Raw genomic sequence first — 26,951 nt, 5'->3', positions numbered from 1 at the left:
AATTAATTAATGTAAATGATGCATATATACTATTGGCTGTTTTTATTAATAAAGATTTTTACTCTTCTAAAAAAATCGCTTTTGCAGTTTTCATCTGTAAGTATATATTTAAGCATAAATCTCAAATATGGATGATATACATACATAGTTTCTTTTATAGTCATTTTGGTTTTGCCGTTTTCTGCATCTTCAAATATATAAGTCCATAAAGCCGTAAATTCATTTTCTGTTTTTACTATAGATATTTCGCTGTTTTCTATTCTTCTTACCTCTATTAATTCCTGATAAGTTCTTCTGTTTGAATAAGTCTGCATAATTTTTAATTTGTTTCCAGATATTTTTTCGGTATGAACTGTGGAAATATATTTTAACCAAGCGGGATAATTTTCATAATTTATGATAAGATTATATAGTTCATTTCTTTGCATATTAAGTATTTGAGTTTTTTCTTTTGAAAAAGAAGGAGGGATTCTTTTTCCTATAAAAGTCGGAAGAAATATCATAACAGCCATAAGTATCAGAGGCAGTATTATGAATATAGGTATTACATAAATAATCATTTATTTTCCCTTCTATTTAAAGTATAAAATTTTGAATTGTAATATTTATCAAAGAAATTTTTTAGTATTAACAGTATTATACTGCAGAAAGGCACTGCAAATAAAACTCCTAAAAATCCGAATAATACGCCTCCTATAATTGTGCTGAACATTACGGCAATAGGGTGAATTTGAACGGAATCTCCAAGTATTTTAGGCGCAATAAGTCCTGAATCAAGTATCTGTATAAATCCGTATATAGCGCATATTTTTAAAGCTCCATGCCACCATACAATATCGGTTATAATTCCTGTAAATAATGCGCTTGCAAAAGCGATGAAAGGTCCTATAAACGGTATATAATTTAATAATCCTCTAAGTAAAGCTAGTACAAGTGCGTATTTCATATTTGCTATAGAAAGCAGCATATAAGTTATTATAAAGAATGATACAGCAAGTACTGTCATTCCTCTTATATAGCTGTTTATAATATAATTTGATCTTCTTATTATATTACTTACATATTTCTGCCATCTTATAGGTATTAATTTTATTATATTTACCTGTATATTTTTAAAATCCAGCATTAAATAAAAAGTAACAAAAGGCAGTATTACAAAATATGAAAATATAATGCTGAATATGGAAATAACGCTGTTTATATTTTGAAATCTTAAATCCATTGCTTTTTTGTAAAATAAAGTCATAATTCCGTTATTTCCAAATAGAAAATCTTTTATTGCATTAGAATCTATTTCTAAGTTTATATCAAAACTTTTTCCTATGGTTCTGTTTAATTTATCTGATATTGAAATTAAAACTGATGAAATTAAGTTATATGTTTTATCCACATATTGAGGCAGGCTTTTTAATATTATTCCAATCTCTTCTATGATTCTTGGTATTATAAATACAACGAATATTATAGCTATTATTAAAAGCGGTATGAATATCATTAGCACCGCTAATATTCTAGGCATTTTATATTGTATTTTACTTATCAGAGGATTAAATAAATATGCAGTAAATATACCCCATATAAAAGGTGCAACTAAATATCCTGCTTCTTTTATAATCCATAAAGAGAACAGCGCTAATATTAATACTAATGAAATTTTTGCCCATATATATTTCCAAAAAGGTATTAATGCTGCTATAATAATAATAAATAAGATAATAGGATTTATTATATTTTTTATTAAATAGCAAAAATAAAAAAAAGCACTGGTTATTATTGCTATTAATAATATATCTCCTCCTATAATTAAAACTCTGTTATGTGTCAGAGAATTATTATTGTCTTTGGAAGTATAACCGTTTTTGTTAATCATATAATATATTTTTTATTTAAATTAGTTATGTTAATAATATAATATAAATATTTTTTTTACAATGATATTTATAAACTTTATTGAAAAATATTGTATTTTTTAATAAATGGTATTGCTATTTTTTTTATTTGTGGTATAATTCAGCCCATATTATTAATAAATGATTCTAAGGGCCTGTAGCTCAGATGGCTAGAGCGTTCGACTGATAATCGAAAGGTCGGTGGTTCAATTCCTCCCAGGCCCACACGCTCAGGTTCCTTTTTTATTGCATATAACGGGGGTTTAGCTCAGTTTGGGAGAGCAACTGCCTTGCAAGCAGTAGGTCGTGGGTTCGATCCCCATAACCTCCATATTTTTATTAAAAAGTAATTTTTAAATACAATATAATTTTATGATTTTAAGAACTTATCAGAATTATGAAGATGTTATTATCCATAACTATGATGCTGTCCATTATATTAATCCCTTTTAGTAATATATACGCTTTAAGTCAAGATGAGGAAGCTTTCTTAGATGCTGCAGTTTTCGGCGATGAGGATATTATAGAAAAAATTATTGATAAAAATATCAATATTAATATACAAGATGATGTAGGAAATACAGCTCTTATACTAGCAAGTATGGGTGGACATATAAAATCGGTTGAATTGCTTATAAAAGCTAATGCCGATAAGTTAATAGCAAATAAATACGGAAATAATGCTTTGTTTTACGCTAAGCAAAAAAATTATACAGATATAATAAAACTGCTTGAATAGCTTCATTTATTATAAAATATAATTTGTTATTATTATAATTTCATCTTTTCTGTTTAGCATGCAGCTATTATTAGGATTTAAAACAATATCATTATATCTTTTTATTCCAATTATTATAATTTTTTTTCTAAGCAAATATAAATATGCTTCTTTAAAAATTTTAGATTCGTCAAAGTAATCTGAATAAGGCGATATTATTATATCCTTTCCGTTTTTGCTTAAAAGTCCGTAGAAAATATATAATATATTTGAACTTAATGATGCCTGAGCCATAAGCATTCCTATTAATTTACCGCTTACTATAAAATCTCTCACATCATCGGAGTATATTAAATTTCTTTTTTGTATGGAGTTCAATAAAGATAATATGGCTATATTTAAATTTTCTTTTCTTATAACCTGTCTTATAATCAGAAGTATATTGATGCTTTTAACATCAGTAATATTGTCTTCGGATATTAATACTATTTTTGTTATAGCTTCATCTTTTAATTTCTGCCTTATGAACTTATATTTATTTTTTTGAGATTTTATTAAATTATAGCTGAGTATGCTTATATTATGATTTTCCATATATTCAGAAATTTCTTTTATTATTTCATCATATCTTTTTTCCTCGCATATCAGTAATATATTATTTTTATATTTTATAATATTCGGCTTTATATTATCATATTCTTTTGAATAATCATCATTATTGTTTTTTGAAAGCAGTACAAGTCTGTTTTCTTTTTTTAATAAATGCTCATAGTTTGGTATTAATAATTGACTTCTGTCTTCTTTGGTTATGCCCAATAATATCATTCCTCTGTCAAGATATTTTAAAGCGGCTTCTTCAAATTTAGAGCCGTTAAAATTATGATCTTTTTCTATATAAAACACATTTCCATCATTGGAAAATAATTCCTCATAAACATTGCTTAGCCCCGTATAAATTATGCTTTGAGCTATAAGCTTGTATAATATTTCATACTTATAAATTATATGTATGACAAAATATTTATCTTCAATAGATTTTATAATTTCAATTGTATCTTCTTCATGCACAAGCATGCATATATTTATTCTGCTGTCAATTTTTTCTTCTTCTACAATTTTTTTTAAAGCCAAAAGTATATTAAGTGATTCTGTATCATCATTATTTATTATTGATACGCTTGATGATTTTGCTATATTAAGTAATTTAATATTTTCAATTCTGCCCAGAGCTCCTTCTCTTATTATTATATTAGTTTTTTTATATCCTTTTATAAAAGATATTCTTTTTCTTATTATATCAATATTATGTTCAGAAAGTATTACAATAGTTTTTGCTTTGGTTTTTATAAAGTTTTCTATTATAGTTAGGGCTTCCTCTCCGTATCCTAAAATAATAGAATGATTCTTTTCCATAATAAAAGCATTTCCTTTGCTTAGATTATTAATTCTGTCCTGAAGCGCTTTATTTATCATAGCTATAAGAGAACCCCATCCGCATACTCCTATAAAAGTAACAATTAAAAAAGTTATTAATATTCCTTTATTTCCCTCCACAGATGATATATTGCCGGTATCAATAAACTGCATTAAACTATCCCAAAATGCATCTTTTGCAGGATATTTAAAAAATATTATTATAAATACTGAAACTATTAAAAGAAGAATTATTATTGCAAATATTAATAGTATTAACTGGTATAATAAGCCTCTATTAAGCATTCGGTCAATTCTGTATTTTATATATTTTAATATATCTTTCATAAAAAATACTCATAATTTTGTATCGTTAAATTATACTAGAGTAGATAAAAATTGCAAAATATTTTTTTATTTTCAGTTTATTTTTATTAATTGAGTTTACATAATTTTTTTCTATTGTTTTTTTTAAACAATCCGAAAATTATAGTGATATTATGTAAACGTCGGGGTAGTTTAATGAATAAAGTTGTAATATTAGGTTTTATACAAGCGGTAACGGAGTTTTTACCTGTATCAAGTTCGGGGCATTTGAGAATAGCTGAGTATTTTCTGAATTTTTATTCGGAAAATATATTATCATTTGAGATTGCTCTTCATTTCGGAACATTTTTAGCAACCTGCATTATATTTAATAAAGATATAATAAAAGCTGTAAGCGGATTTTTTTTAGGACTTAAAGATTTCCGTAATTCAAGCGTTAATAATGAAGGGTTCAGAATGTCTGTTATGGTAATAATAGCTTCCATACCTATTGCCGTAACAGGTCTTTTTTTAGAAAAGTATTTAAGCAATTTAAATTTAGACAGAATAGGTATTAATCTTATTATAACAGGCTCCATACTTCTCCTTACCAGAAGATTAGATAAAAATATTTACGGCAATGATTTAAAAGATATATTTACTATGACATATAAAGATTCATTTTTTATAGGGCTTGCTCAGTCTGCAGCTATATTTCCGGGAATATCAAGATCTGGAATGACTATAAGTATTGCTTTATTTTTAGGACTTAATAGAGATTTGGCTGGAAGATTTTCATTTTTAATATCTTTGCCTGCAATATTCGGAGCGCTTCTTTTATCATTAAAAGATATTGTATATTTTGATATTAAATATGCAGCTGTAGGTTTTATTACTGCATTTATATTCGGATTTATTGCTTTAAAGTTTTTGATGTCATTTTTAAAAAACGGAAAACTTTTCTATTTCGGTTTTTATTGTATTATAGCTGGAATGGCTGTTTTCTTTTATTTCATGAAAGTATGATTTTTTAGGTATTGGAGTTTTATTATGTTAGGATTATTTAAAAAGAAATTAACAATACAAAAGAGAGCAGAGCATAAGAAATTTGAAAAAAATATAGAAGATGAAAATTATAATAATAATTTTTATGAAGAATATGAAAATAGAAATCCTTTTTTTGATATAGCGGGATTTTTATGTTTTTTGTCTGCGGGAATATTGCTGCTTTCATATTTCAGTATGAATATGGAGGATTTGAATTCTAATAATGAAATTAGAAATTTGCTTGGTATATTTGGGGCTTATATATCAAGCTATTCATTTTTAGCATTCGGATTTTCCTGTTATGTTATACCTGCATTTTTTATATATGCTGGAGTTAATATTATATTAAAAAATTCAACTGATAAAATATTAATGTCTTCCGTATCTTCATCTGTATTAATGATACTTTTAAGCGTATTATTAAATATATTTTTAGGAAGTTTGGATTTTTATAATAAAGGCGGTATGCTTGGAGAGTTTATCGGGGGCTCTTTAGTGTTAATATTCGGAAAAACAGGCGCTGTTATGATAGTAATATCAGCTCTTATAATAACTGCTATAATTTTTGCCAAAGTTTCCATAATGGATTTAGTTCATTATTTTAGAGATATTTTAAAAAATGTTGATTTTGAAAAAATTAGATATATAGAAGAAAAAGTTGTAAACGGAATAAAAGATTTGGATATAAAGTCTGTAAAAAATAATGAATCTCATATAAATAGTTCTAATAATGAAAAAGTTTATACTAAAGATTATATACCTATATTTTATGCAAAAGAAGTTTCAGATTTGGATTTTAAAATTCTGCCTTTTATAGAAAAAATAGAGAATAAAAATTATTATTTTGATGAAAAAAAATACAGAGAAAAACTTTTAAATAGAAATAATTTTACCAGTACATTTTTTAATGATGCAAATTCAGATAATAAAGAAGCTGATAATATTTTAAATGAATTAAGAGATATTAAATTTAATGGTATAAATGTAAATACATTGGAAAATACAGAAGAAGATTTGGGATTAGCTTTGGCGGAAGCCGTATTCGGCAGCGGAAATAATACCTATTATAAAAATAGTATTGAAAAGGAATATAATTTTTGTATAGATTTTACAGATAAAAAAAAAAGTAAGGAATTTGAAGATGATTTAAATAAATTCGAGAATCTTGATTATAATATTAATTATTTAAAAAAGTCCGAGTTTAAAAGAGCGGCTTATAATGATTCTGTTAATAATTATGCAAAGTATAATGTTGAAGAGCAATATATAAAAGCAAATAATACAGATGATTTTCTATATGATTATAATTATATAGAAAAAATATCAGCAGATAAAGAATATGGTTTTAATGAACTTCAAGCACTAACTGAAGAAAATACGGACAGTAAAGAAAATAAAAAAAGTGAAGAAGAAGCTGAGATACTAATTAAATTAAATAATGAGCATAGTACAGATAAAAATATTGAATATGTTTCACCTTATAATAATTCAGCAGCATCAGATAACGGCAAAAGAAAAGCTTTTGAATTTGCTATGGGCTACGGAGCAAAAAGAGAGTATAACAGATATAATCATATACCTAATTATAATAATATTGCAGATAGTAAAATAGATAAATTTGATTTAGATGAAAAAGAGCTTTATAATGCAGGCAGTATGGAGGATAACAGATTAAAAACAGCAGATAATTATAGCAGCAAAGTAAATACCGATGGGCAATTTCTGGAGTCTGATAATGATTTAACAGATTATAATAAATCATCTGAAAATACTGCTTCGTATAATACAGCAGATGAAGAATATGAAGAAAATAAAAATATAGAAGAATATATAAAAGATAACCCTCAAAAAGAAGCAGGGTTTATAAATATAGAATCTCAGAAAACGGTTGATACATTAAAACCTATGAAATCTGTTATAGGTACAAAATCAATGAATAATTTTGATTCGGATAGAATACAATCAAATTTTGATACAAAATATGTTGATAAGCATTATAAATATCCGCCTTTTGATTTGCTGAACAGATCCATACCCGTTAATGATGGCGCTATGATGGAGTCAATTAAGCAAACGGCAATGCAGCTGGAGCATACATTGCTTGATTTTAATATAGAGGCAAAAGTTACTGGAGTATCAAGAGGACCTGTTATCACAAGATATGAACTTGAAATCGCATCAGGAATAAGAGTTTCAAAAATATCAAACCTTACGGATAATATAGCATTAGCATTAGCTTCTGAGAGTGTAAGAATAATAGCTCCTATACCAGGACGCTCTGTTATAGGAATAGAGATACCTAATAAAGTCAGAAATGCAGTTTTTTTGAGAGATGTTCTGGAAAGTACCGATTTCAGACAGTCAAAATTGGATATACCTTTTGTGCTTGGAAAAGGAATATACGGAAATAATGTTGTATCAGATATGTCGGAAGCTCCGCATTTACTTGTTGCAGGCACTACGGGTTCGGGTAAAAGCGTATGCTTATCTACAATAATACTTTCGCTTTTATATAAGTTCAGACCAGATGAATTAAAGTTTATATTTGTGGATAAAAAGAGAGTAGAGCTTTCCATATATAACGGTATACCTCATTTAATGTCGCCTGTTGTTTCCGATGAGAAAAAAGCCACTATAGTATTAAGATATATTGTGGATATAATGGAAAAAAGATATGAGAGAATGGAGAGATTTTTTGTAAGAAATGTAAAAACATATAATGAGAAGGTTAGGCAATTATTAAAAGAAGGAGAAACAGAATTTAACGGAGAGCCCTTAGAGTTATTTCCGTATATAGTTCTTGTTATAGATGAGCTTCATAACTTAATGGTTGTTGCATCAAAAGAGGTTGAGGATTTGATATCTCGTTTGGCAGGGATGAGCAGGGCAGTTGGAATACATTTGATTATAGCTACTCAAAGACCTTCAGCAGATGTAGTTACAGGTGTTATAAAAGCTAATTTGCCTACAAGAGTGGCATTCCAAGTGCCTAATAAAACCAATTCAAGAATTATAATTGATATGTCTGGAGCCGAACAATTATTAGGCAAAGGAGATGCTTTATTTTGTTCTTCAGGAAGTCAGATGCCTGACAGAGTTCAGGGGGCTTTTGTATCCGATAATGAAGTTAAGAAGGTTGTTGATTATTTATCAGGACAAATGTCTCCTATGTTTGATGAGAGTTTGATTGCAGCTTTAGAGGGAAGCGATGCAGACGATAAAAATACGGACGAAGAAGATATACTTGACGAAGAGCTTTGGGAAGATGCTGTGAAGCTCGTTGCAAGGACGGGAAAAGCAAGCGCTTCATTTTTACAGCGCCGTTTAAAAATAGGTTATAACAGAGCCGCAAGAATAGTTGAGATAATGGAGCGTCAGGGCATAGTAGGACCTGAAAACGGAAGCAAACCCAGAGAGGTTTTAATAACTTTAGACGAATAAAGATATATATGCTTATAAAATGGGGTAAAGTTAAAAATTAATTCTCCCGATTTTTATTTATAATATCAGATAATAATAAATAATATAAGATTAATACTGCATAATAAATCTATATTAATCAGTGATTATATAATATTTTATATTTTGACTTTAATTAAAAACTTGAAAAAATATAATTTATATTATATTCTATACTATTAATGATAATAAAATAATCAACAAATAAGAAAGGACAATATTATGAAAGCATGGAGAGGACTTTTAAAAGAATACAAAAAATATCTTCCTGTTACAAATAAAACTCCATTAATAACTTTGCATGAAGGAAATACTCCGCTGATAAAAGCCGAAAGAATAGGCAGGGATTTAGGCTTGGAATTATATTTAAAATATGACGGGCTTAATCCCACAGGTTCATTTAAAGACAGAGGAATGGTTATGGCCGTTTCTAAGGCTATTGAAGAGGGTTCTAAAGTTATAATGTGTGCTTCTACAGGAAATACTTCTGCATCTGCCGCAGCTTATGCATCTAAAAGCGGTATAAGCTGTGTGGTAGTCATACCTGACGGAAATATTGCTTTAGGAAAATTAGCTCAGGCTTTAATGTACGGAGCTAAGGTTATAGCTATTAAAGGAAACTTTGACGATGCTTTGAAAGCGGCTGTGGATATTACAAATAAATCTCCTATAACATTGGTAAATTCTATAAATCCTTACAGACTTCAGGGACAGAAAACATCTTCATTTGAGATTTGCGATGTATTGGGCAAGGCGCCTGACTATTTATCCGTACCTGTCGGAAATGCAGGAAATATATCCGCCTATTGGCTTGGATTTAAAGAGTATAAGGAAAATGGTAAAATATACAATCTTCCAAAGATGATAGGTTTTGAGGCTGAAGGCTCTGCTGCTATAGTGCAGAATAAGGTTATAGAGAATCCTCAAACATTAGCCACCGCTATAAAAATAGGAAATCCTGCAAGCTGGAAACTTGCAGTTAATGCAGCAAAGCAGTCAAAAGGCTTTATAAATTCCGTTACTGATGATGAGATATTAGAAGCTTATAAAATGCTTGCTTCGGAAGAAGGAATATTTGCAGAACCTGCATCTGCCGCTTCTATTGCAGGTATTATAAAATCATGCAAAGCAGGAAAAATAAAAAAAGGCTCTTTAGTAGTTTCCGTACTGACTGGGAACGGACTTAAGGATGCTGATAATGCGGTAAAAATATCCGAAAAGCCTATAAAAGTTGATAATAATGCGGAAGATATAAGAAAGGCTATAGGAATATAATAATGAAGAGACTTTGGGACAGCAAATCTAAAATATTAAAAAATAATAAACTTGCAACTTTTAAAATACCAGCAACATCTGCAAATATCGGTTCCGGATTTGATAGTATCGGGATTGCTTTGGATTTGTATAATGAAATACATATTTACTCTAATGAAAATTCAAAAAAAATAGAATTTGAAATAATAGGTGAGGGCGAAAAAGAAATATCTAAAGATGATAATATGATACTTTCTGCTATGAAATTAGTATATAAAAGACTAAAGGAAAAACCAAATAGAGGATATATCATAAAATGCATAAACAGAATACCGCTTTCAAGAGGTCTTGGAAGCAGTTCTGCGGCTATAATAGGCGGACTTCTCAGCGCTAATTATATATTAGGAAATAAGCTTTCGGCTGAATATGATATATTAAATATGGCTGTACAATTAGAAGGTCATTCGGATAATGTGTCTCCTGCAATATTGGGCGGTATAATATCAGGAGTTGTCCGTAAAAATGAAGATTTTAAATATGTAAAAATAAATCCTCCTAAAAGCTTAAAAGCTGTAGTAGCCGTTCCTGATTTTTATTTAAGCACTGAAACTGCAAGAGATGCATTGCCAAAAGAGATAGATTTTAAAGATGCAGTGTTTAATATTTCCAGAGCTGCTCTTCTCACATCTGCATTTTATTCAAATAGATTTGATTTGCTTGAAGTTGCAACCGATGATAAACTTCATCAAGATTACAGAGCAAAGTTTATACCAGGATTAAAAGAATTATTTAAAAAGGCAAAAAAGTGCGGCGCATATTCTGTTACTATAAGTGGAGCTGGCTCTTCAATACTTGCTTTAGTCAGAAATGATGAAAAAATAATTAAAGAAGTATCTTATGCTATGAAAAATAGTTTTTCTAAAAAGAAAATAGAATCTGAAATAAAAGTTTTAAATATACCGATGAAAGGTATAATAATAAAATAGATAAAAAACATACTGAAATATTATCTGTATGTTTTTTATTATTAATTGTTAATTAAAATTTAAGTATGAGTAAGAATAACACCGCCATATACAGCAGTAAAAATTTAAGGACTAAGCTATTCTTATTTTTTAATTATTTTTATCATTGAATATAAATATAACCTATTTAAATTTATTTCTCTCATTAAAACTTAAATATTATAATTTAATTATGCAAAAATATTAAATACTTTACATAAAATAAATATTTATTATTATATTGATATTTTATTTGTATTATGTTAATATAGTTATGTAAACTATATTATGATAATAAGATTATGATAATTAATACTAAAGACAGTATAAAAGATAAATACTTAAAAGAAAATTTGATAGCATATATTGGCAATAAAAGAAGACTTCTTCCATTTATAGAAAGTACAATTTTGAGAATATTAGAAAATAATAAAATAAAAAATGCATTGGATTTATTTGCAGGCAGCGGAAGTGTATCCAGACTTTTAAAAACTTTAAATTTGGAAGTTTATTCTAATGATTGGGAATATTATTCTTATATTTTAAACTACGCTCATTTATCCATAAATATTGAAGATTTAGATAATATGTTTGTTCATACAGGCGGGCTTATTAATACCATAAATATGATTAATAATATTGAACATATAGACGATGAAGAGAGATATATATCCAAATATTATGCTCCTTTAGATGATAATAATCCTGATTTGGAAAATGAAAGATTATTTTACACTCATTACAATGCCAAGAAAATTGATATTATAAGATATAATATAGAGAGACTTTATAAAAATAATGTTTTGGATAAAAAAGAATATTATTATTTAATAGCTTCTCTTATATATGAAGCCGCTACTCATACAAATACTTCAGGAGTATTCAAAGCTTTTCATGCAGGTTTTGGAGGAAGAAATAAAGATGCTTTGCATAGAATATTGGCTCGTATATCATTAAAGCAGATACCTTTATATTCTGGCAGGAATTGCCATGTAAGTATGGAAGATGCTAATCAATTTGTTGTAAAAAATAAGAATAATCATTTTGATTTAGTATATTTAGATCCTCCTTATAATCAGCATCAATACGGAAGCAATTATCATCTGTTAAATACAATAGCTTTATGGGATAAACCCGATATTAATAAAAATATTTATTTAAACGGTAAAAAAATAAATAAAGGCGGTATTAGAAAAGATTGGATAAAGACAAGATCTTTATATTGCTATAAAAAAACAGCAAAAGACACTTTGATAAGTCTGCTGGACAATATAGATTCAAAGCATGTGGTTATGAGCTATTCTACTGACGGTATAATAGAATATGACGATTTAATATCTATATTAGAAAATAGGGGACATTTAAGTATTGTAAGCTCTGAGTACACTAAGTATAGGGGAGCCAAAAGATCTATAGTTAATAGAACTAAAAATATAGAGTATTTATTTGTAATTGATACGGAAAAGAAAAAATTAAGTTCTGTTAATAAGAATTTAAAGTATATAGAGGATATAAGATTAAAGCTTGATAATCCATTAGATTGTTCTAAAGATAATATTACATTTGATTATGATAAAGAAAATATAATAATATTAAATTTGCAGTATTCAACTCATATAATAAATAAAGATGAGATATGCAATAGTCTTAAAAATAAGAATTTAGATTATATAAAAATGTTTTCTATGTTTTTGGATAAATATGTAAAAGAAAACAGCGTTGAGGCTCTTAAAATATATTTTTATCATTTTAACAGCGCCATTCTTTCTAATAATGTGAGGCTTATTAAATATTTCGGAGAATATGTACTTAAGGTTTACAGCAGATTATGCACTAAAAAATCCAGCGAATATTTGATTGATATTACCAGCAGTATTTTAGATATTATATCTTACTGTAATAATGAAATAAGTATTATTTATAAAATAAAACAGAGAATTATTTATAATATAAAGCATTCAAATATTTCTGAAACAAGCAAAAATAAATTATTAATTAGACTTGAAAAATAATAAAAAAACATTATATATTTTTAAATATATAAAAAATAATGAAGTGATTATATATGATTAATATTTTTATAAAAATTGCCTTTATAATGATTTTCGGATTTAGTTTTTTGTATACTCAAAATAGCGATATAGCCGATACATTAGAAATATTTAATGATATAAGAGAAAAGAAAAATTTATATCCGTTGGAAATTAATGATACTTTAAATGAAATTGCCGATATAAGAGCTAAAGAACTATCCGTTAATTTTTCGCATATCAGACCGAATAATACTAAATATGATGAATTAATTTATGAGAACAGAGTGATTGTTTATTCGTCTGATGAAAATATAGCTTACAGATTTAAAAATCCTCAGACTGTTGTAAGTTATTGGATGAATTCAAATCAGTATAAACTTAATATTCTAAGCGATAAATTTACGCATGTAGGTATAGCTCATTATTACAGCAACGGAGAAGATTATTGGGCTGTAATATTTGCACAGTTAGTAAGATAAAACAGATTATTTTTTTAATTCTAATATAATATCAAGTATTTTCTTTCTCAAAGTTTCTATATTAATATTGTTTTTGGTACTTATAAATAGGGCATCATCATAAGAAGTTAGTATTTTATTTTTCTGTATTTCATCTATGCTGTCGGATTTATTAAATACAAGAATACTTTTTATATGAGATGCATTTATTTCCTTAATAATACTTTCAACATGAATAAGTTTTTCATCTATATTTTTGTCGCCTGCATCGGATAAATGCAAAAGCAAATCAGCCTCTGCAACCTCAGACAATGTGGATTTAAAAGATGCCACTAAAGTATGCGGAAGTCTGTCTATAAAACCTACTGTATCGCTTATTATAACTTCCATAGGGGCATCATCGCTTATATATAATTTTCTAGTATGAGTATCTAAAGTGGCAAATAATTTATCTTCAACATATACGCTTTCTTTGCAAAGCAAATTAAATAATGTGCTTTTCCCTGCATTGGTGTATCCTACTATTGCAATCCTAAATGTATTTTCTCTTCCTTTTCTTCCAGTAACAGCGGATTTTTCTGCTTTTTTTAATTGATTTTTTAATTTATGTATTCTTTCTCTTGCCCTTCTTCTGTCATATTCCAATTGTTTTTCACCTGCACCTCCTCTTAATCCGATGCCTCCTTTTATTTGACTTAAATTTGTTCTTTTTCCTTTTAATCTCGGATATTCAAATTCTAAAAAAGCTAATTCTACCTGCATCTTTGCAGTCATAGTTTTAGCCCGTATGGCAAATATTTCTAATATTATTTCCGTTCTTGTAAGTGCCGTTATATTTGAACCTTCTTCTATTTTATTTACCTGAGAGCCGCTAAGTTCATTATCAAATATAAAATATTTTACATCCTCAATGTAAGCTTTCTCTTTCAGACTTTCCAATTTACCTTTTCCTATATAAGCATCTGAATATATTTTCTGCTGTATAAATGAGTATCTGCCTGCAGCTTCGTATCCTGCCGTATTGCATAGCATATATAGTTCATTTAAAATATTATCTGCATTTATTTTATTGTTTTTATGCTGTATGAGTATTATATATGCTTTTTTTAATATATTATTTTTACTATGCATAAAAAATTTACTGCCTAATTATCAGTGAATTATAAAGTTCTATAGTTTTATCAGATAAATACTGCCTTTTGCTCATAACAAAAATAACCGATTCCAATACAATTTCAAGAAATGCATTATCAAAATCTATAAAAATTTTTTCTCTGATTTTATCGGCTGCTTCAAGATTACGGGTAGGCTCAAGATAATCGGCGGCGTATATTATTTTATCAAGCATACTCATATTTCCATGTCCGACAGTATGGCTTTCCACAGCATTTAAAATTTCTTTGTCAGTTATGTTTAATTCTTTTTCAGCTATTATGGAACTTACTCTTGCATGTATCAAAGCTCCCGTTATATAGCTTGGATATTCTGTATTATCATTTTCTATTATTATTTTTTTCATTTCATCGTCTTTGTATCTTTTTCCCAAATCATGGCATAAAGCTGCAATTGAGGCTTTATATATGTCTATGCCGTATTTTTTGGATATTTCTACAGAAAGCTCTCTCGCAGATAATATATGTTTTTCTCTAAAAGGCAGAAATTTTTTTATATATTCTATAATTTCTAATTCTTTATTACTAAGCTTTTCCATTATCTGTAATCTCCTATTATATTAAATATATTTTATCAACCTGCAAATAAGCATGATACGAAATGATTATCATTAATATTTTTTGATTTAGGAATGGTATTTCTGCATTCACTTTTGGCATATATGCATCTTGTATGAAATCTGCATCCTGATGGTACATCATTTGGTATTTCTCCTTTGATGGGAAGTTCTTTTATTATATTCACTCTTCCTGAAGAGGCGTCAGGCACTGCGGCAATTAATGCTTTAGTATAAGGGTGTTTAGGATTATTTATTATTTCATCAGAATTGCCTATCTCTACAATATTTCCTAAATACATTACGGCTATTGTGTCTGCAAAATATCCTGCAGTTGATAGATCATGAGTAATATATATATAACTTAAATTCTTTTTTATCTGAAGTTCTTTCATCATATATAAAATTTCCGCTCTGGTGGATAAGTCTATCATAGAAACAGGTTCATCTGCAACTATCAATTTAGGATTTAGTATCAAAGCTCTTGCCGCTGCTATTCTCTGACGCTGACCTCCAGAAAGCATATGCGGATATCTTTCCATAAACTCTTCAGGCGGATTTATCTTTACATCGCTTAAAGCTTTAATAACCATTTCATTATATTTTTTTTCATCGCCTTCAATATTATGAATATAAAGAGGCTCTTTTAATACATCTTTTATTTTAAATCTTGGATTCATAGAAGCATAGGGATCCTGAAATATCATCTGAACATTTCTTCTATATCTTGATGCTTCTTCTTTGTTGAAATTATTAATGTTTTCATTTTCAAATATAATATTTCCTGAGGTAGGAGTTATTAATTTCATTATAAGTTTTCCTACAGTGGTTTTTCCGCTTCCTGATTCTCCTATAATTGCGAATATTTTTCCTCTATTTACATTGAAGCTGATATCATCAACGGCTTTTATTACTTTTGATTTTTTTATAAAACTTTCAATAATATTGGTATGCGCAGTAAAGTATTTTTTTACATTTTCAAGTTTTAATATTATATCAGGATTCATTTATATCTCTTAATAGTTTAATTCTTAAATAATAGTAATATATTATAATACAGAAATCAAGTATTTTAATATTATTTTATATAATTTTATTTTTTAATTAAAGTTGAATAATATTATTAAATTAAATGACAAGCGCATAAATGATTATTTCCTGTATCTTTTAGTATAGGTTCTTCATATCTGCATTTATCTATTTTTTCTTTGCATCTTTCATAAAACATACAGCCATTCGGAGGATTTAATAAATCAGGAGGAGCGCCTTCTATAAACTCTAATTTGCTTAATGATTTATTTAGTCTTGGGGTAGCTGCTAACAGTCTTTTTGTATACGGATGTTTTGCATTTTTATATATATCCTCATTAAATGCAAGTTCCGCTATTTTTCCTGCATACATTACGCATACTCTGTCTGAAATTTCAGCCTCCAATGCCAGATCATGAGTTATAAATATAAATGATAAGTCGAAATCTTTTTTTAATTTTTTAAGCAAATTTATTATCTGAGCCTGAACTATAACATCTAATGCTGTAGTAGGCTCATCAAGTATAATTAGTTTAGGTTTTAAAAATAATGCTGATGCTATAACGGCTCTCTGCTTCATGCCTCCTGAAAGTTCATGAGGATATCTTTCAGCGGTGCTTGAATGAAGACCTACATATTCTAGGTATTCTTTTATAAGTTTATATGCCTGAGATTTATCCATATCAATATGCCTATTTAAAGTTTCAAGCATCTGACTGCCTATAGTGTATACAGGAGTAAGGGAATTCATAGCCCCCTGAAAAACCATAGAAATTTTTGACCATCTTATATTTTTTCTGATATATTCTTCTTTCATATCAATGATATTTTCATTGTCAATAATAATTCTCCCGCCTTCATATTTTCCGGGTACAGGAGGCATTCTTAAAATAGATGCAGCAAGACTAGTTTTTCCGCATCCCGATTCTCCGACAATTCCTAAAGTTTCTCCTTTTTTTATTTCAAAACTAATATCATTAATTGATTTGACTATACCGTTTGAAGTATGATAATACATTTTTAAATTTTCTACTTTTAATATATCCTGCATTTTATTTCCATTTTAATTCAAAATAAAAAAATATTATGTTAATTATAATACAATATTAATATTTTACAATTATATTTTTTGTTTTTATTTACTGGAAAAATGCGGTATATATTGACTGCTTTATATTTTACACTTTTTTTATTTAGCAAATAATAAAGGAGTAAATCTAAATAAGATTTACTCCCTTATAATATTAAATTAATTATATTAACCAAGTATAGCCAAAAGCACTCCTGCGGCAACTGCAGAACCTATTACGCCTGAAACATTAGGACCCATAGCATGCATAAGCAGGAAATTATGAGGATTAGATTCCTGACCCACTTTATTAGCAACTCTTGCAGCCATAGGTACAGCGGACACTCCTGCTGCTCCTATAAGCGGATTGATTTTTTCTTTGCTGAATACATTCATAAATTTAGCAAGAAAAACTCCTCCTGCAGTACCCATAGAAAACGCTATTAAGCCTAATACCAATATACCAAGCGTTTCAAAGCGTAGGAATTTATCGGCAGCCAATTTACTTCCTACAGATAATCCGAGCATAATTGTTACTATATTTATTAATTCATTCTGAGCCGTTTTTGAAAGCCTATCAGTAACTCCAGATTCTTTTATAAGGTTTCCGAACATTAAAGCCCCAATAAGAGGCGCTGCATCAGGCAAAAGCAGAGCAACCAAAATTATAACTGCAAGAGGGAAAATAATTTTTTCTCTTTTGCTTACAGGACGAAGCTGCTTCATTTCAATTTTTCTTTCATTTTCGGTAGTAAGCATTTTCATAATAGGTGGCTGAATAATAGGAACTAAAGCCATATATGAATAAGCGGCAACAGCTATAGCTCCCAATAGATGCGGAGAAAGTCTTGAAGATGTAAATATGGCTGTAGGACCGTCGGCTCCTCCTATTATACCTATTGAAGCGGCATCTTTTAGAGAGAAGGAAATAACAGGCACATAAGCGGATATAATCATAGCACCTAGCAAAGTACCGAATATTCCTATTTGAGCTGCAGCGCCTAATAATGCAGTTTTAGGGTTTGCAATAAGCGGGCCGAAATCTGTCATAGCTCCTACACCTATAAATATAAATAACGGAAATAATCCTGATTCAATACCAAAAGTATAAATCTGACCTAAAAAGCCTCCGCTATTTAAAGTTATAGGTATTCCATTAATAATTTCCACTATAGGCAAAGAGGCAATATTAGCAATAGGGATATTGGCAAGTATTCCGCCCATACCTATAGGAATAAGAAGAAGAGGTTCAAATCCTTTAGCAATTGCAAGATAAACTAAAAGAAGCCCCACACAAATCATTACTGCATTCTGCCATAGAGGTACAGATTTTACTTTAATATCGTTTAATTTAGTTTGATATTTTTCCTGCCTGCTGTTTTCAGCTTTCATCTTAGTTTCGGCTATTTCCTGCTCGCTTCTGGGAAATAGTCCTCCAAAAGCTGTATTTCTCACTAAAGAAATAAGCGAATCTTTTATATTAAGAGGTTTATCAGTACTTTCCTGAGGCAGCACCACAGATGCTGTCATAAAGATAAGTGCAAATACTAAAAATATTTTTTTCATTATTTTTTATCTCCTTAAAGACAGGTATAAATTATTAGCCGACAATAGCTAATTCCTGACCTGCAACTACAGCATCGCCCGGTTTAACTTTAACTTCTTTTACCGTGCCGTTAATAGTTGATTTTATTTCTACTTCCATTTTCATAGCCTCCACTACCAATATAGTAGTACCGTCCTGAACTTGTGTTCCTGCTGGGGCAAGTATTTTAAGAACCGTACCCGGCAAACCTGCAGTAACAGGTGTAGCAGAACCTCCTGAAGCAGGAGCTGATGACTGAACGGAGCCTGCAGCAATACCGTCTTTAATTGTATAATCATAGCTTACGCCATCAACTAGAGCTTTTCCGTTTTCTATTTTTATACCGTAGCTTGACCCCCCAACAGTAACTGTAACCTCATTACCTGCAGCTTTAATACCGTCTGAAGAAGAAGCTCCTGCATTTTTTCTAATGCCGAGTTTAGCTTCTCCTTTAAGAAATTGTATGCCTTTTTCTTTACAAGCGGCTGCTATAAATACATTTTCATCGGAAAGATCTGTTATGCCTGCATCTTTTAATGCCTGTTCAGCGGCTTTTCTTCCTTTTTTAGGATTTTTATCATCTATATCCATAGCAAGTTCTGTTGTAGGCTGCAAGCCTAATTGTTCGCCTGCTATTTTTACTATTTCAGGATCTGGAGCTGAAGGAGTTTTGCCGAAATAACCTAATACCATTTTGCCGTAACCATCGGCTATTTTTTTCCAATTTCCCTGCATTACATTATTAAAAGCCTGCTGAAAATAGAACTGCGATACTGGAGTTACGGAAGTACCGAATCCTCCTTTTTTAACAACCTCAGTCATAGCTTTTATAACTTCAGGGAATCTATTCATAACATTAATGTCTCTCATCATCTGAGTATTTGCAGTCAAAGCACCGCCCGGCATAGGAGCAAAAGGAATCATAGGCTCTACGGTTCTGCTTTCAGGAGGAAGGAAATAATCTTTCATGCAGTCTTTAAATACTTCCTCAGCCTCTCTTATTTTATCTATATCTATATTAAGAGTATAATCTGTGCCTCTCAAGGCATGCCACATAACAATTAAATCGGTTTGACAGGTACCTCCTGATACAGGAGCGGCTGAAAGGTCAATGCAATCGCATCCTGCATCTAAAGCGGCTCTGTATTGAACAGCGCCTATGCCTGCAGTTTCATGACTATGAACTTGTATATGCATATCGGAACCTAAAAGTTTTCTAGCTTCTTTAACTGTATCATAAACAACTTGAGGAGTGGTAGTGCCTGAAGCATCTTTAAAGCATACGGAATCAAAATCAACATTATCCTTAATCTGCTTTAATACTTTAATATAAAAATCGGCATCATGAGCGCCTTCGCATCCAGGGGGCAAGGCCATCATACTGACGCATACCTGATGCTTAAGTCCTGCTTCCTTAATGCATTTTCCGCTGAAAATAAGATTATTTACATCATTTAAAGCGTCAAAATTTCTTATTGTAGTTATGCCATGCTTTTTAAATAACTGAGCATGCATTTTTATCATTTCTCTAGGCTGAGATTCCAAACCTACAACATTAACCCCTCTGGCTAAAGTTTGTAAATTAACATCATTACCGACAGTTTTTCTGAAAGTGTCCATTACATCAAAAGCATTTTCATTATTATAGAAAAATGCGCTTTGAAAAGTAGCTCCTCCGCCCGATTCAAAATATGTAACGCCTGCTTTTACAAATGCCTCTACAGCAGGCATAAAATCTTTAGATAATACTCTAGCGCCGTAAACGGATTGAAAACCGTCTCTGAATGCCGTTAGCATAAATTTTATTTCTTTTTTAGCCATTATCATTTCTCCTTATTTTACTATTATATAACTTTTTTATTTTTTAGCGATATGAATATGCGCCAAAGCAATAGCAATAGCCGTCATTTTATCATTACCCGATGCTTGAACTGCCGAAGGTAAAGGAGCAGCTTCCGTTTTAGGAGGAGGCATTAATTTATCTACCTGAGCAACTATAGCTGCAACTAGCTTCATAACATATACTAATATGATTAAAAACAATACAACAATGACTATTCCTATGATCATTATTTGTAGCGCTTCTATGATACTGCTGTTCATTAAAAACTCCTATTTATATAAATTTCAATTATTAAATTATACACTATTTTTTACTTATATACAAGTAATTTTATTACAAAATACAATGTTTATTTCACAATATTATTGACTTTATATAAATACTTTATATAATAATACCGATTTAGTCAGCTTAAATTAAGGTAATATATGAATATTAATTCATCTATATCAGATATGCCGATAGCAATTTTTGATTCAGGTTTTGGAGGATTAACAGTTTTAAAACAATTATTAAAAATACTGCCTAATGAAAATTATATATATATCGGAGATAATATCAACATTCCCTACGGAGACAAATCAAAAGATGAAATAATAAATCTTACATTGAAAATGACGGAATTTCTAATAAGCAAAAAATGCAAAATTTTAATAATAGCATGCAATACCATATCTGCCTGCGCTTATGACATTTTAAAGCAGAAATATGAAATTCCTATAATAGAGGTTATATCAAATGGCATAAGAGAAGCTTTGAATAATACAAAAAACAATAATATATCAATAATGGGCACAGAGTTTACAATACATTCAAATATATACAAAGATAAAATAACACAACAAAGCAGGAATGCTGAAGTTACTCAGGTAATATGCAAAGAATTATGCCCTATGATAGAAAATAATTGGGATAGTCATAAAAACAGATTCGATGTGCTGAAAAATTATTTAAAAAATATAGATAAAGAATCGGATACTTTAATACTGGCATGCACTCATTATCCTCATATAATTAACGATATACAAAATTTACTGAAAACCGATATTAGTAATTCAATAAAAAATATAATAGATCCTTCCTATTATACAGCCTTATCCGTAAAAAAATATTTAGAAAAAAACAATATTCTTAATATGCGAAATCAAAAAAAAATAAATATATACACAACTGAAAATATAGAAAGAGAAAAAAAAATCATAAATATATTTATGTCCAAAGACGAAATATATGATTTTAATCAAATAAAATTATAAATTAATAAATTTCTTTTATGCCTTTATCAATATCAAATATCCAATGCTTATTAAATACTTTTCTATATGAATATCCGAATGGAAATTTTCCTATTGATACTGCAAAAAATTTATTTCCCCTGTTTCTCTGGCTTAAGCATATAGCAGCTAAATTATTAGGAATATCTTCCATTATAAAATCGGATAATACCAGCACATCGGCATTTTTGAAGCTTGAAGTATTCATAATCCTATTTGCTTCATAAAGAGCCTTATATATATCGGATCCTCCATAGTAGCTAAGCTTTAAAAATTTTATTAAATCTTCAATCCCGTTATATCTGCTGAATCTGCATGAATATATTTCTGTGCTGAAATTGATAAGATAAACATTTCTGTTTTCCGATAAAGCCTGCATAACCATTTTAAACATTACGGCTTTGGCGATATATTCATTAATGCCTTTCATAGAACCGCTTGTGTCTATGCATATAATCATATCTCCTTTGCCTTCTTTATATCCAGCTTTAATTCTGTTAAATTCATTTTCATTAAATGCATAAGCTTTTTTATCAAAACACATAAGTCTGTTTTCTATATATTTTAGTTTAAATAGCTTCTCACTGTTTTCATTGCATAAAAGAGAAAGTTCCTCTGGAATAATATTTTCTATGTCTTTTGCAAAATATATTCCGACAATCTCTTCTTTAGAACTTATCATCTTATTTGTATATTTGTATGTATTTTTAAACTCAATATTCGTTAAAGATTTTTCAGCATCAGCTCTTTTTCCCATAGTATCGCATATAATTTCTATATCTTTATACTCATTAATAAAATCAACCCATCTATTTAATAAAGATATATCCTTTTCCTCAAGTTCTCCTGCTCTGAAATCCCATAATACTCCCGTTTTTATTCTTAAAATATTTGACATATATTTTAATTTTTTTAATAAAATTATCCAAGATTCTATATCATTAATAAATTTTTTTCTTCTTTCTTTTACGGTATATACAAGCCAATCATTATTTTTTATATTATAATTTTTTTCCCATAATGAAACAATATTATTTTTAATAATATTTAAATTATAACCGCTATTTATTTTATCTTTCCAAAAATCGGTATTTGCATCACTTGATAAAATACTAAAGCTATTTAAATCGTTTAATATATCCTCTTCGGATGCATATTTATTTTTTAGTTTTTTTAATGCAATATCTAATTCTATTTTATTATCATTATAAGGATTATTTTCATGAACAAAAGTATCTAAATCTTTTTTCCATTTTGTAATCTTTATTTCAAGTTCATTTTTCAATCTGTCATCATCAATATTGTTAAAAGAGCCGTAAAATAAGCCTCTAGCCATAACTTCTGTTTTATTTATCTCTTTGTTATAAGAATCTATATTAAATTGCTTCATAATTTTCTATTTCGCTTTTTAATCTTTCGGCATCCAATTTTTCGCTTTCAAGACCTGCCGTATAGGAATTAAATATATCTTCATATAAGCAGAATTTTTCTCCGGGCATAAAAACGCTCTTTGAATATGATTTACTTTTATTAAAATTATTTTTTGAAGTATTTATAATATTTTCAATACTTAATAGCAGAGAGTTTATAAGATTTAAATATTCTTCTTTTTTCTCTTTAGTCTGCTTTTTCATACTTGTTTTCTTCATATAATATTCAGGTTCTGCATAATCTAAAAACTCATAATTTTTTGAAAGCATATCGGCAGAAAAACCATTGGCAAATAAGGCTGAGTTTATTTCAACAGTGCATTTATCAGAAGAGTTAAAATTGCATCTGAATTTTCTGGTTTGATTTCGCCCTATATCCAACGGATAAAAATATCCTTTCTTTCCTAATTGTTTTATAGGTATATAAATTATTGTTTCTCCCTTATTGCCGTATTTATCTATATTTACTGATAAAGTTTTAGCTATATGCGGCTTATCATCAATATTTTCCGTATCATATTTTTTTTCTAAATTATAAAACTCTTCATCAATATTTTTCTGAATTTTTTGAAAGTTTTCTCTCCATTCATTAATATTATCATTATAAAAACGGCATGATTTTTTAATAGAGCTTTCAACGATTTTCTTTACAGCATCAATATGCTCTTCGCTGCTCCATAAGCAATATTCTATTAAAAAAGCTTCATAAATATCCGCCTCGTTTTTTCTGCTTAAATATGCTGACATTTTTAATAAATATGAAATATGCTGCCATCTTCTATCTGACACATATATTGCGATATTCTTATTATCTTCATTAAATTTTTCTATGGAAAGCTTTATATTATGAATTATATCAATAACCGTTTTTGAAAGCTTTATATTGCCTGCTTCTTTTCTTATTTTTATCCATTCATCTGATGAAATTTTTAAATCATCATCAATATCTATATATGAATGACTTTCAGTATTCTGAAGTATTTTTTCAAAATTATTTTTATTTTTTATAGGGCTTACCATTAAACGCATAATAAATCTGTCATATAAAGCCTCAAGTCCCTGTCCTTCTGGCGGAGTTTCATTACTTGCCGAAATCAATGCCTTAAGCGGAACTTTTATTTCTTCATAACCGTTTTTAAAAACTCTTTCATTTATTATTGTAAGAAGCGTATTTAATATTGCAGGAGTGCTTTTCCAAATTTCATCTAAAAATGCAAAATCGCAATCTGGCAGATAGCCTTCTGTTTTCCTGACATATCTGTCGTTTTTTAATTCCTCTAAACTAATAGGTCCGAATATGTCCTCAGGCGTGCTGAATCTATGCATCAAATATCCGAAATATTTAGAATCTTTAAATGCCGAAGATACTCTCTTTGCTATAAAACTTTTAGCCGTACCCGGAGGACCGTATAAAAACACGGGCTTTCCTGCCAAAGCGCTAAGCAAAGTTAATGCCGCTATTTCCTCTCTTTCATAAAGATCTTCAGAAAGAAGCTTAATAATTTTTTCTATTCTTGATTTAGTATCTTTCATAATATTTATTATAGCATTTTTATTATAAATTGGAATTATTTATTTTATTATGATATAATTGACTAATATTAAATTTCAAAATGGAAATAAAAAATGATTCAATTAGAAAAAATAAAGCTCTTGATATTCGATATGGACGGTACTATGATAGACAGCGCCTGCTTAAATTATTATTCATATTACAATGCTTTAAAGCAATTTAATATAGAATTGGATAAAGAATATTATTATAATAAATGTTTCGGGCTTCATTATAAAGTATTTATAAGAAGTATTTTAAAATTAAAGAATAAGCTTGCAGATGATGACGGTAAAAATAATCAGCTTATAGAAGAAATACATAACAAAAAAGAAGAAATATATTTAGGAAATCTTAATATGATTAATATGCATCCTTTTATGTTAGAAACTTTAATTGAAAATAAAGATAAAAAAGAAAATAAGAAATATACGGCATTGGCAACAACCGCCTCTCCTAACGGAGTATACGGCATACTAAAAGAGTTTAACCTTAACGGATTATTTGATTTAATTTTAACTGGAGATGATATAGAAAATAAAAAACCTGACCCTGAAATATTCTTTAAATGTATGGAGCATTTTAAGGTGTCCGAGAAAGAAAGCATTATATTTGAAGACAGCAGAGTAGGACTTGAAGCTGCTAATAAAACAAATGCTTGGGTTATAAAGATTGAAAAATGGTCTGTATTATAGTTTATTATTTTTTTAAAAAATTATTGAAAAACATACTTATAAATCCTTTAGTCCAGCTGAATATTCCTATCTTTATAGATATAATTAAATATTCAAAAAAATTCATTTTTTTATCTGATGAAAACTCTATATGCATATTATCATTATCTAAATTCATTTCAAAATAACCATGATGAAAATTAAACTTATGATATCCTGTACCGTCGAAACCTATATTATTTGTAAAAGATTTTTTTGAAGGCCAAACGCATAATTTTTTTCTTTTATACATAATAAATGAAAAATAAACATCCCATAAATTATTTTTATAATTATGCTTCACCGATTTTTTTACAGCCAGTAAATGAAACCAAGAAAAAACAGAGCCTAATATTTTATGCTTAATGCTTTTATTATACCAAGAAATATCGCATGTATCCCAATTTATGCATTGCCATTTACTTCTCCAAGTACCCCAGCCCCAGCTATGAAAAGCATAAGTAAATATAACATCATATTTATGTTTTTCAGTGGCATGCTTATGAGAAAATGCTGTTACTGAAATAACATCTTCATCATCTTTATAATAATTTAAGGCATTATTCATAAACTCAAGAAAATATTTATTAGTTTCAATATCATCTTCCAAACCGATAAAATACTCATGCTTTTCAAATATTGTATTTACGGCTTTAATTGTGGAATATTTTATGCCTAAGTTTTTTTGAGATTCATATATATAAACATTTTTAAATCCGTCATTCAGCGTTTTAATATATTCCCTGATTTCAAAAACGGCTTTTTCATCTTCTTTTCTGCTTGGAGCATCTGAAAATATATATAAGTCCGTATCAGAGGCTAAAGTATTTTTCTTTAATGCTTCAATTACTCTTTTTGTATGTTCTATTCTATTATAAACCACTAAGCCTACAGGCGCCAAGTACATAAAAAACTCCTTTAATTTATGAGATATATAATTGATGAAAAATATTTATCAGATTATATATATGCAGAAAAGAGTTATTATGCATGCATATTTAAAGCGTATATTAAAATATATAATTTTATTTTTAATGATCAAATAATTTTTTTTAAAAACTAATATATATTTATTATAAAAAAAGTTTTGCAATAGCAATTGATTCTTATAGGAAAGAGAATATATTTTATAGTATAATATTATTG

Annotated in this window: 22 protein-coding genes and 2 tRNA genes; 11 read left to right on the top strand and 13 right to left on the bottom strand. The window is 28.5% G+C overall.

The annotated features are described in order from the left end of the window. Positions 1-29 precede the first annotated feature (29 nt). Together QZ306_RS10790 and QZ306_RS10785 are read right to left on the bottom strand one after the other, a co-directional pair. On the bottom strand, positions 30-560 hold the full coding sequence (locus QZ306_RS10790; protein ID WP_295163335.1) for an SRPBCC family protein: 531 nt from the start codon (positions 558-560) through the stop codon (positions 30-32). Then, positions 557-1,870, bottom strand: coding sequence for an AI-2E family transporter (locus QZ306_RS10785; protein ID WP_295163333.1), 1,314 nt, complete (start codon positions 1,868-1,870; stop codon positions 557-559). Before QZ306_RS10785 ends, QZ306_RS10790 begins: the two co-directional genes overlap by 4 nt. Before the next feature lie 170 nt (positions 1,871-2,040). On the opposite strand from QZ306_RS10785, the gene QZ306_RS10780 reads away from it, so the two are divergent. From QZ306_RS10780 to QZ306_RS10770, 3 genes are all read left to right on the top strand, one after another. Next, positions 2,041-2,114 (top strand) — tRNA-Ile (locus tag QZ306_RS10780). Between the two features lie 32 nt (positions 2,115-2,146). Next, positions 2,147-2,220, top strand: a tRNA-Ala gene (locus QZ306_RS10775). Positions 2,221-2,286: 66 nt separating this feature from the next. Next, entirely contained in the window at positions 2,287-2,628 is a 342-nt protein-coding gene (locus tag QZ306_RS10770; RefSeq protein WP_295163331.1) for an ankyrin repeat domain-containing protein, read from the top strand. A 9-nt stretch (positions 2,629-2,637) separates the two neighbouring features. On the opposite strand, the gene QZ306_RS10765 is transcribed toward QZ306_RS10770, so the two are convergent. Continuing rightward, positions 2,638-4,368, bottom strand: a complete 1,731-nt coding sequence (locus QZ306_RS10765) for a hypothetical protein (RefSeq protein ID WP_295163329.1) — start codon at positions 4,366-4,368, stop codon at positions 2,638-2,640. A gap of 174 nt (positions 4,369-4,542) precedes the next feature. Here QZ306_RS10765 and QZ306_RS10760 point away from each other — a divergent pair, with 174 nt between their 5' ends. From QZ306_RS10760 to QZ306_RS10735, 6 genes are all read left to right on the top strand, one after another. Beyond that, entirely contained in the window at positions 4,543-5,352 is an 810-nt protein-coding gene (locus QZ306_RS10760) for an undecaprenyl-diphosphate phosphatase (protein WP_295163327.1), read from the top strand. A 24-nt stretch (positions 5,353-5,376) separates the two neighbouring features. Continuing rightward, on the top strand, positions 5,377-8,814 hold the full coding sequence (locus tag QZ306_RS10755) for a DNA translocase FtsK (protein WP_295163325.1): 3,438 nt from the start codon (positions 5,377-5,379) through the stop codon (positions 8,812-8,814). 240 nt (positions 8,815-9,054) lie between these two features. Further along, complete coding sequence (thrC, locus tag QZ306_RS10750; protein WP_295163324.1) at positions 9,055-10,107, top strand: threonine synthase; 1,053 nt, start codon at positions 9,055-9,057, stop codon at positions 10,105-10,107. Between the two features lie 2 nt (positions 10,108-10,109). Continuing rightward, positions 10,110-11,072 (top strand): homoserine kinase, encoded by a 963-nt coding sequence (gene thrB / locus QZ306_RS10745; RefSeq protein ID WP_295163323.1) that lies wholly within the window; start codon positions 10,110-10,112, stop codon positions 11,070-11,072. 320 nt (positions 11,073-11,392) lie between these two features. Then, complete coding sequence (locus tag QZ306_RS10740; protein ID WP_295163322.1) at positions 11,393-13,102, top strand: DNA adenine methylase; 1,710 nt, start codon at positions 11,393-11,395, stop codon at positions 13,100-13,102. A 107-nt stretch (positions 13,103-13,209) separates the two neighbouring features. Continuing rightward, positions 13,210-13,602: a CAP domain-containing protein gene (locus QZ306_RS10735; protein WP_295163321.1), complete on the top strand. Its 393-nt coding sequence runs from the start codon at positions 13,210-13,212 to the stop codon at positions 13,600-13,602. 6 nt (positions 13,603-13,608) lie between these two features. On the opposite strand, the gene hflX is transcribed toward QZ306_RS10735, so the two are convergent. The 7 genes from hflX to QZ306_RS10700 all read right to left on the bottom strand — a co-directional run bounded on the left by hflX (position 13,609) and on the right by QZ306_RS10700 (position 21,096). Continuing rightward, a complete protein-coding gene (gene hflX, locus QZ306_RS10730) occupies positions 13,609-14,712 on the bottom strand; it encodes a GTPase HflX (RefSeq protein WP_295163320.1) in 1,104 nt (367 codons plus the stop codon). Between the two features lie 7 nt (positions 14,713-14,719). Further along, positions 14,720-15,292, bottom strand: a complete 573-nt coding sequence (yqeK, locus tag QZ306_RS10725; protein WP_295163318.1) for a bis(5'-nucleosyl)-tetraphosphatase (symmetrical) YqeK — start codon at positions 15,290-15,292, stop codon at positions 14,720-14,722. A gap of 35 nt (positions 15,293-15,327) precedes the next feature. After that, positions 15,328-16,317 (bottom strand): ABC transporter ATP-binding protein, encoded by a 990-nt coding sequence (locus QZ306_RS10720; protein WP_295163316.1) that lies wholly within the window; start codon positions 16,315-16,317, stop codon positions 15,328-15,330. Between the two features lie 116 nt (positions 16,318-16,433). After that, positions 16,434-17,390: an ABC transporter ATP-binding protein gene (locus QZ306_RS10715; RefSeq protein ID WP_295163314.1), complete on the bottom strand. Its 957-nt coding sequence runs from the start codon at positions 17,388-17,390 to the stop codon at positions 16,434-16,436. Between the two features lie 207 nt (positions 17,391-17,597). After that, positions 17,598-18,974 carry a sodium ion-translocating decarboxylase subunit beta gene (locus tag QZ306_RS10710; protein ID WP_295163312.1) on the bottom strand — a complete coding sequence of 459 codons (1,377 nt, stop codon included), beginning with the start codon at positions 18,972-18,974 and terminating at the stop codon, positions 17,598-17,600. A 34-nt stretch (positions 18,975-19,008) separates the two neighbouring features. Next, positions 19,009-20,814 (bottom strand): biotin/lipoyl-containing protein, encoded by a 1,806-nt coding sequence (locus QZ306_RS10705; protein ID WP_295163310.1) that lies wholly within the window; start codon positions 20,812-20,814, stop codon positions 19,009-19,011. Positions 20,815-20,850: 36 nt separating this feature from the next. Then, positions 20,851-21,096 (bottom strand): OadG family transporter subunit, encoded by a 246-nt coding sequence (locus QZ306_RS10700; protein WP_295163308.1) that lies wholly within the window; start codon positions 21,094-21,096, stop codon positions 20,851-20,853. A gap of 168 nt (positions 21,097-21,264) precedes the next feature. Here QZ306_RS10700 and murI point away from each other — a divergent pair, with 168 nt between their 5' ends. Continuing rightward, entirely contained in the window at positions 21,265-22,092 is an 828-nt protein-coding gene (gene murI / locus QZ306_RS10695; RefSeq protein WP_295163306.1) for a glutamate racemase, read from the top strand. Position 22,093: 1 nt separating this feature from the next. Here murI and QZ306_RS10690 read toward each other — a convergent pair whose 3' ends face one another. Further along, positions 22,094-23,500, bottom strand: coding sequence for a VWA domain-containing protein (locus tag QZ306_RS10690; RefSeq protein WP_295163304.1), 1,407 nt, complete (start codon positions 23,498-23,500; stop codon positions 22,094-22,096). Beyond that, a complete protein-coding gene (locus QZ306_RS10685; RefSeq protein ID WP_295163302.1) occupies positions 23,487-25,073 on the bottom strand; it encodes an AAA family ATPase in 1,587 nt (528 codons plus the stop codon). Before QZ306_RS10685 ends, QZ306_RS10690 begins: the two co-directional genes overlap by 14 nt. A 93-nt stretch (positions 25,074-25,166) precedes the next feature. On the opposite strand from QZ306_RS10685, the gene QZ306_RS10680 reads away from it, so the two are divergent. After that, entirely contained in the window at positions 25,167-25,787 is a 621-nt protein-coding gene (locus tag QZ306_RS10680; RefSeq protein ID WP_295163300.1) for an HAD family phosphatase, read from the top strand. 4 nt (positions 25,788-25,791) lie between these two features. On the opposite strand, the gene QZ306_RS10675 is transcribed toward QZ306_RS10680, so the two are convergent. After that, positions 25,792-26,712, bottom strand: a complete 921-nt coding sequence (locus QZ306_RS10675; protein WP_295163299.1) for a hypothetical protein — start codon at positions 26,710-26,712, stop codon at positions 25,792-25,794. Positions 26,713-26,951: the final 239 nt, after the last annotated feature.

This window comes from uncultured Brachyspira sp. (genome assembly GCF_910588665.1).
Taxonomy (GTDB): Bacteria; Spirochaetota; Brachyspiria; order Brachyspirales; family Brachyspiraceae; genus Brachyspira.
The sequence above is the reverse complement of the archived record's forward strand: the minus strand, read 5'-3'. Positions and strand labels throughout refer to the sequence as shown.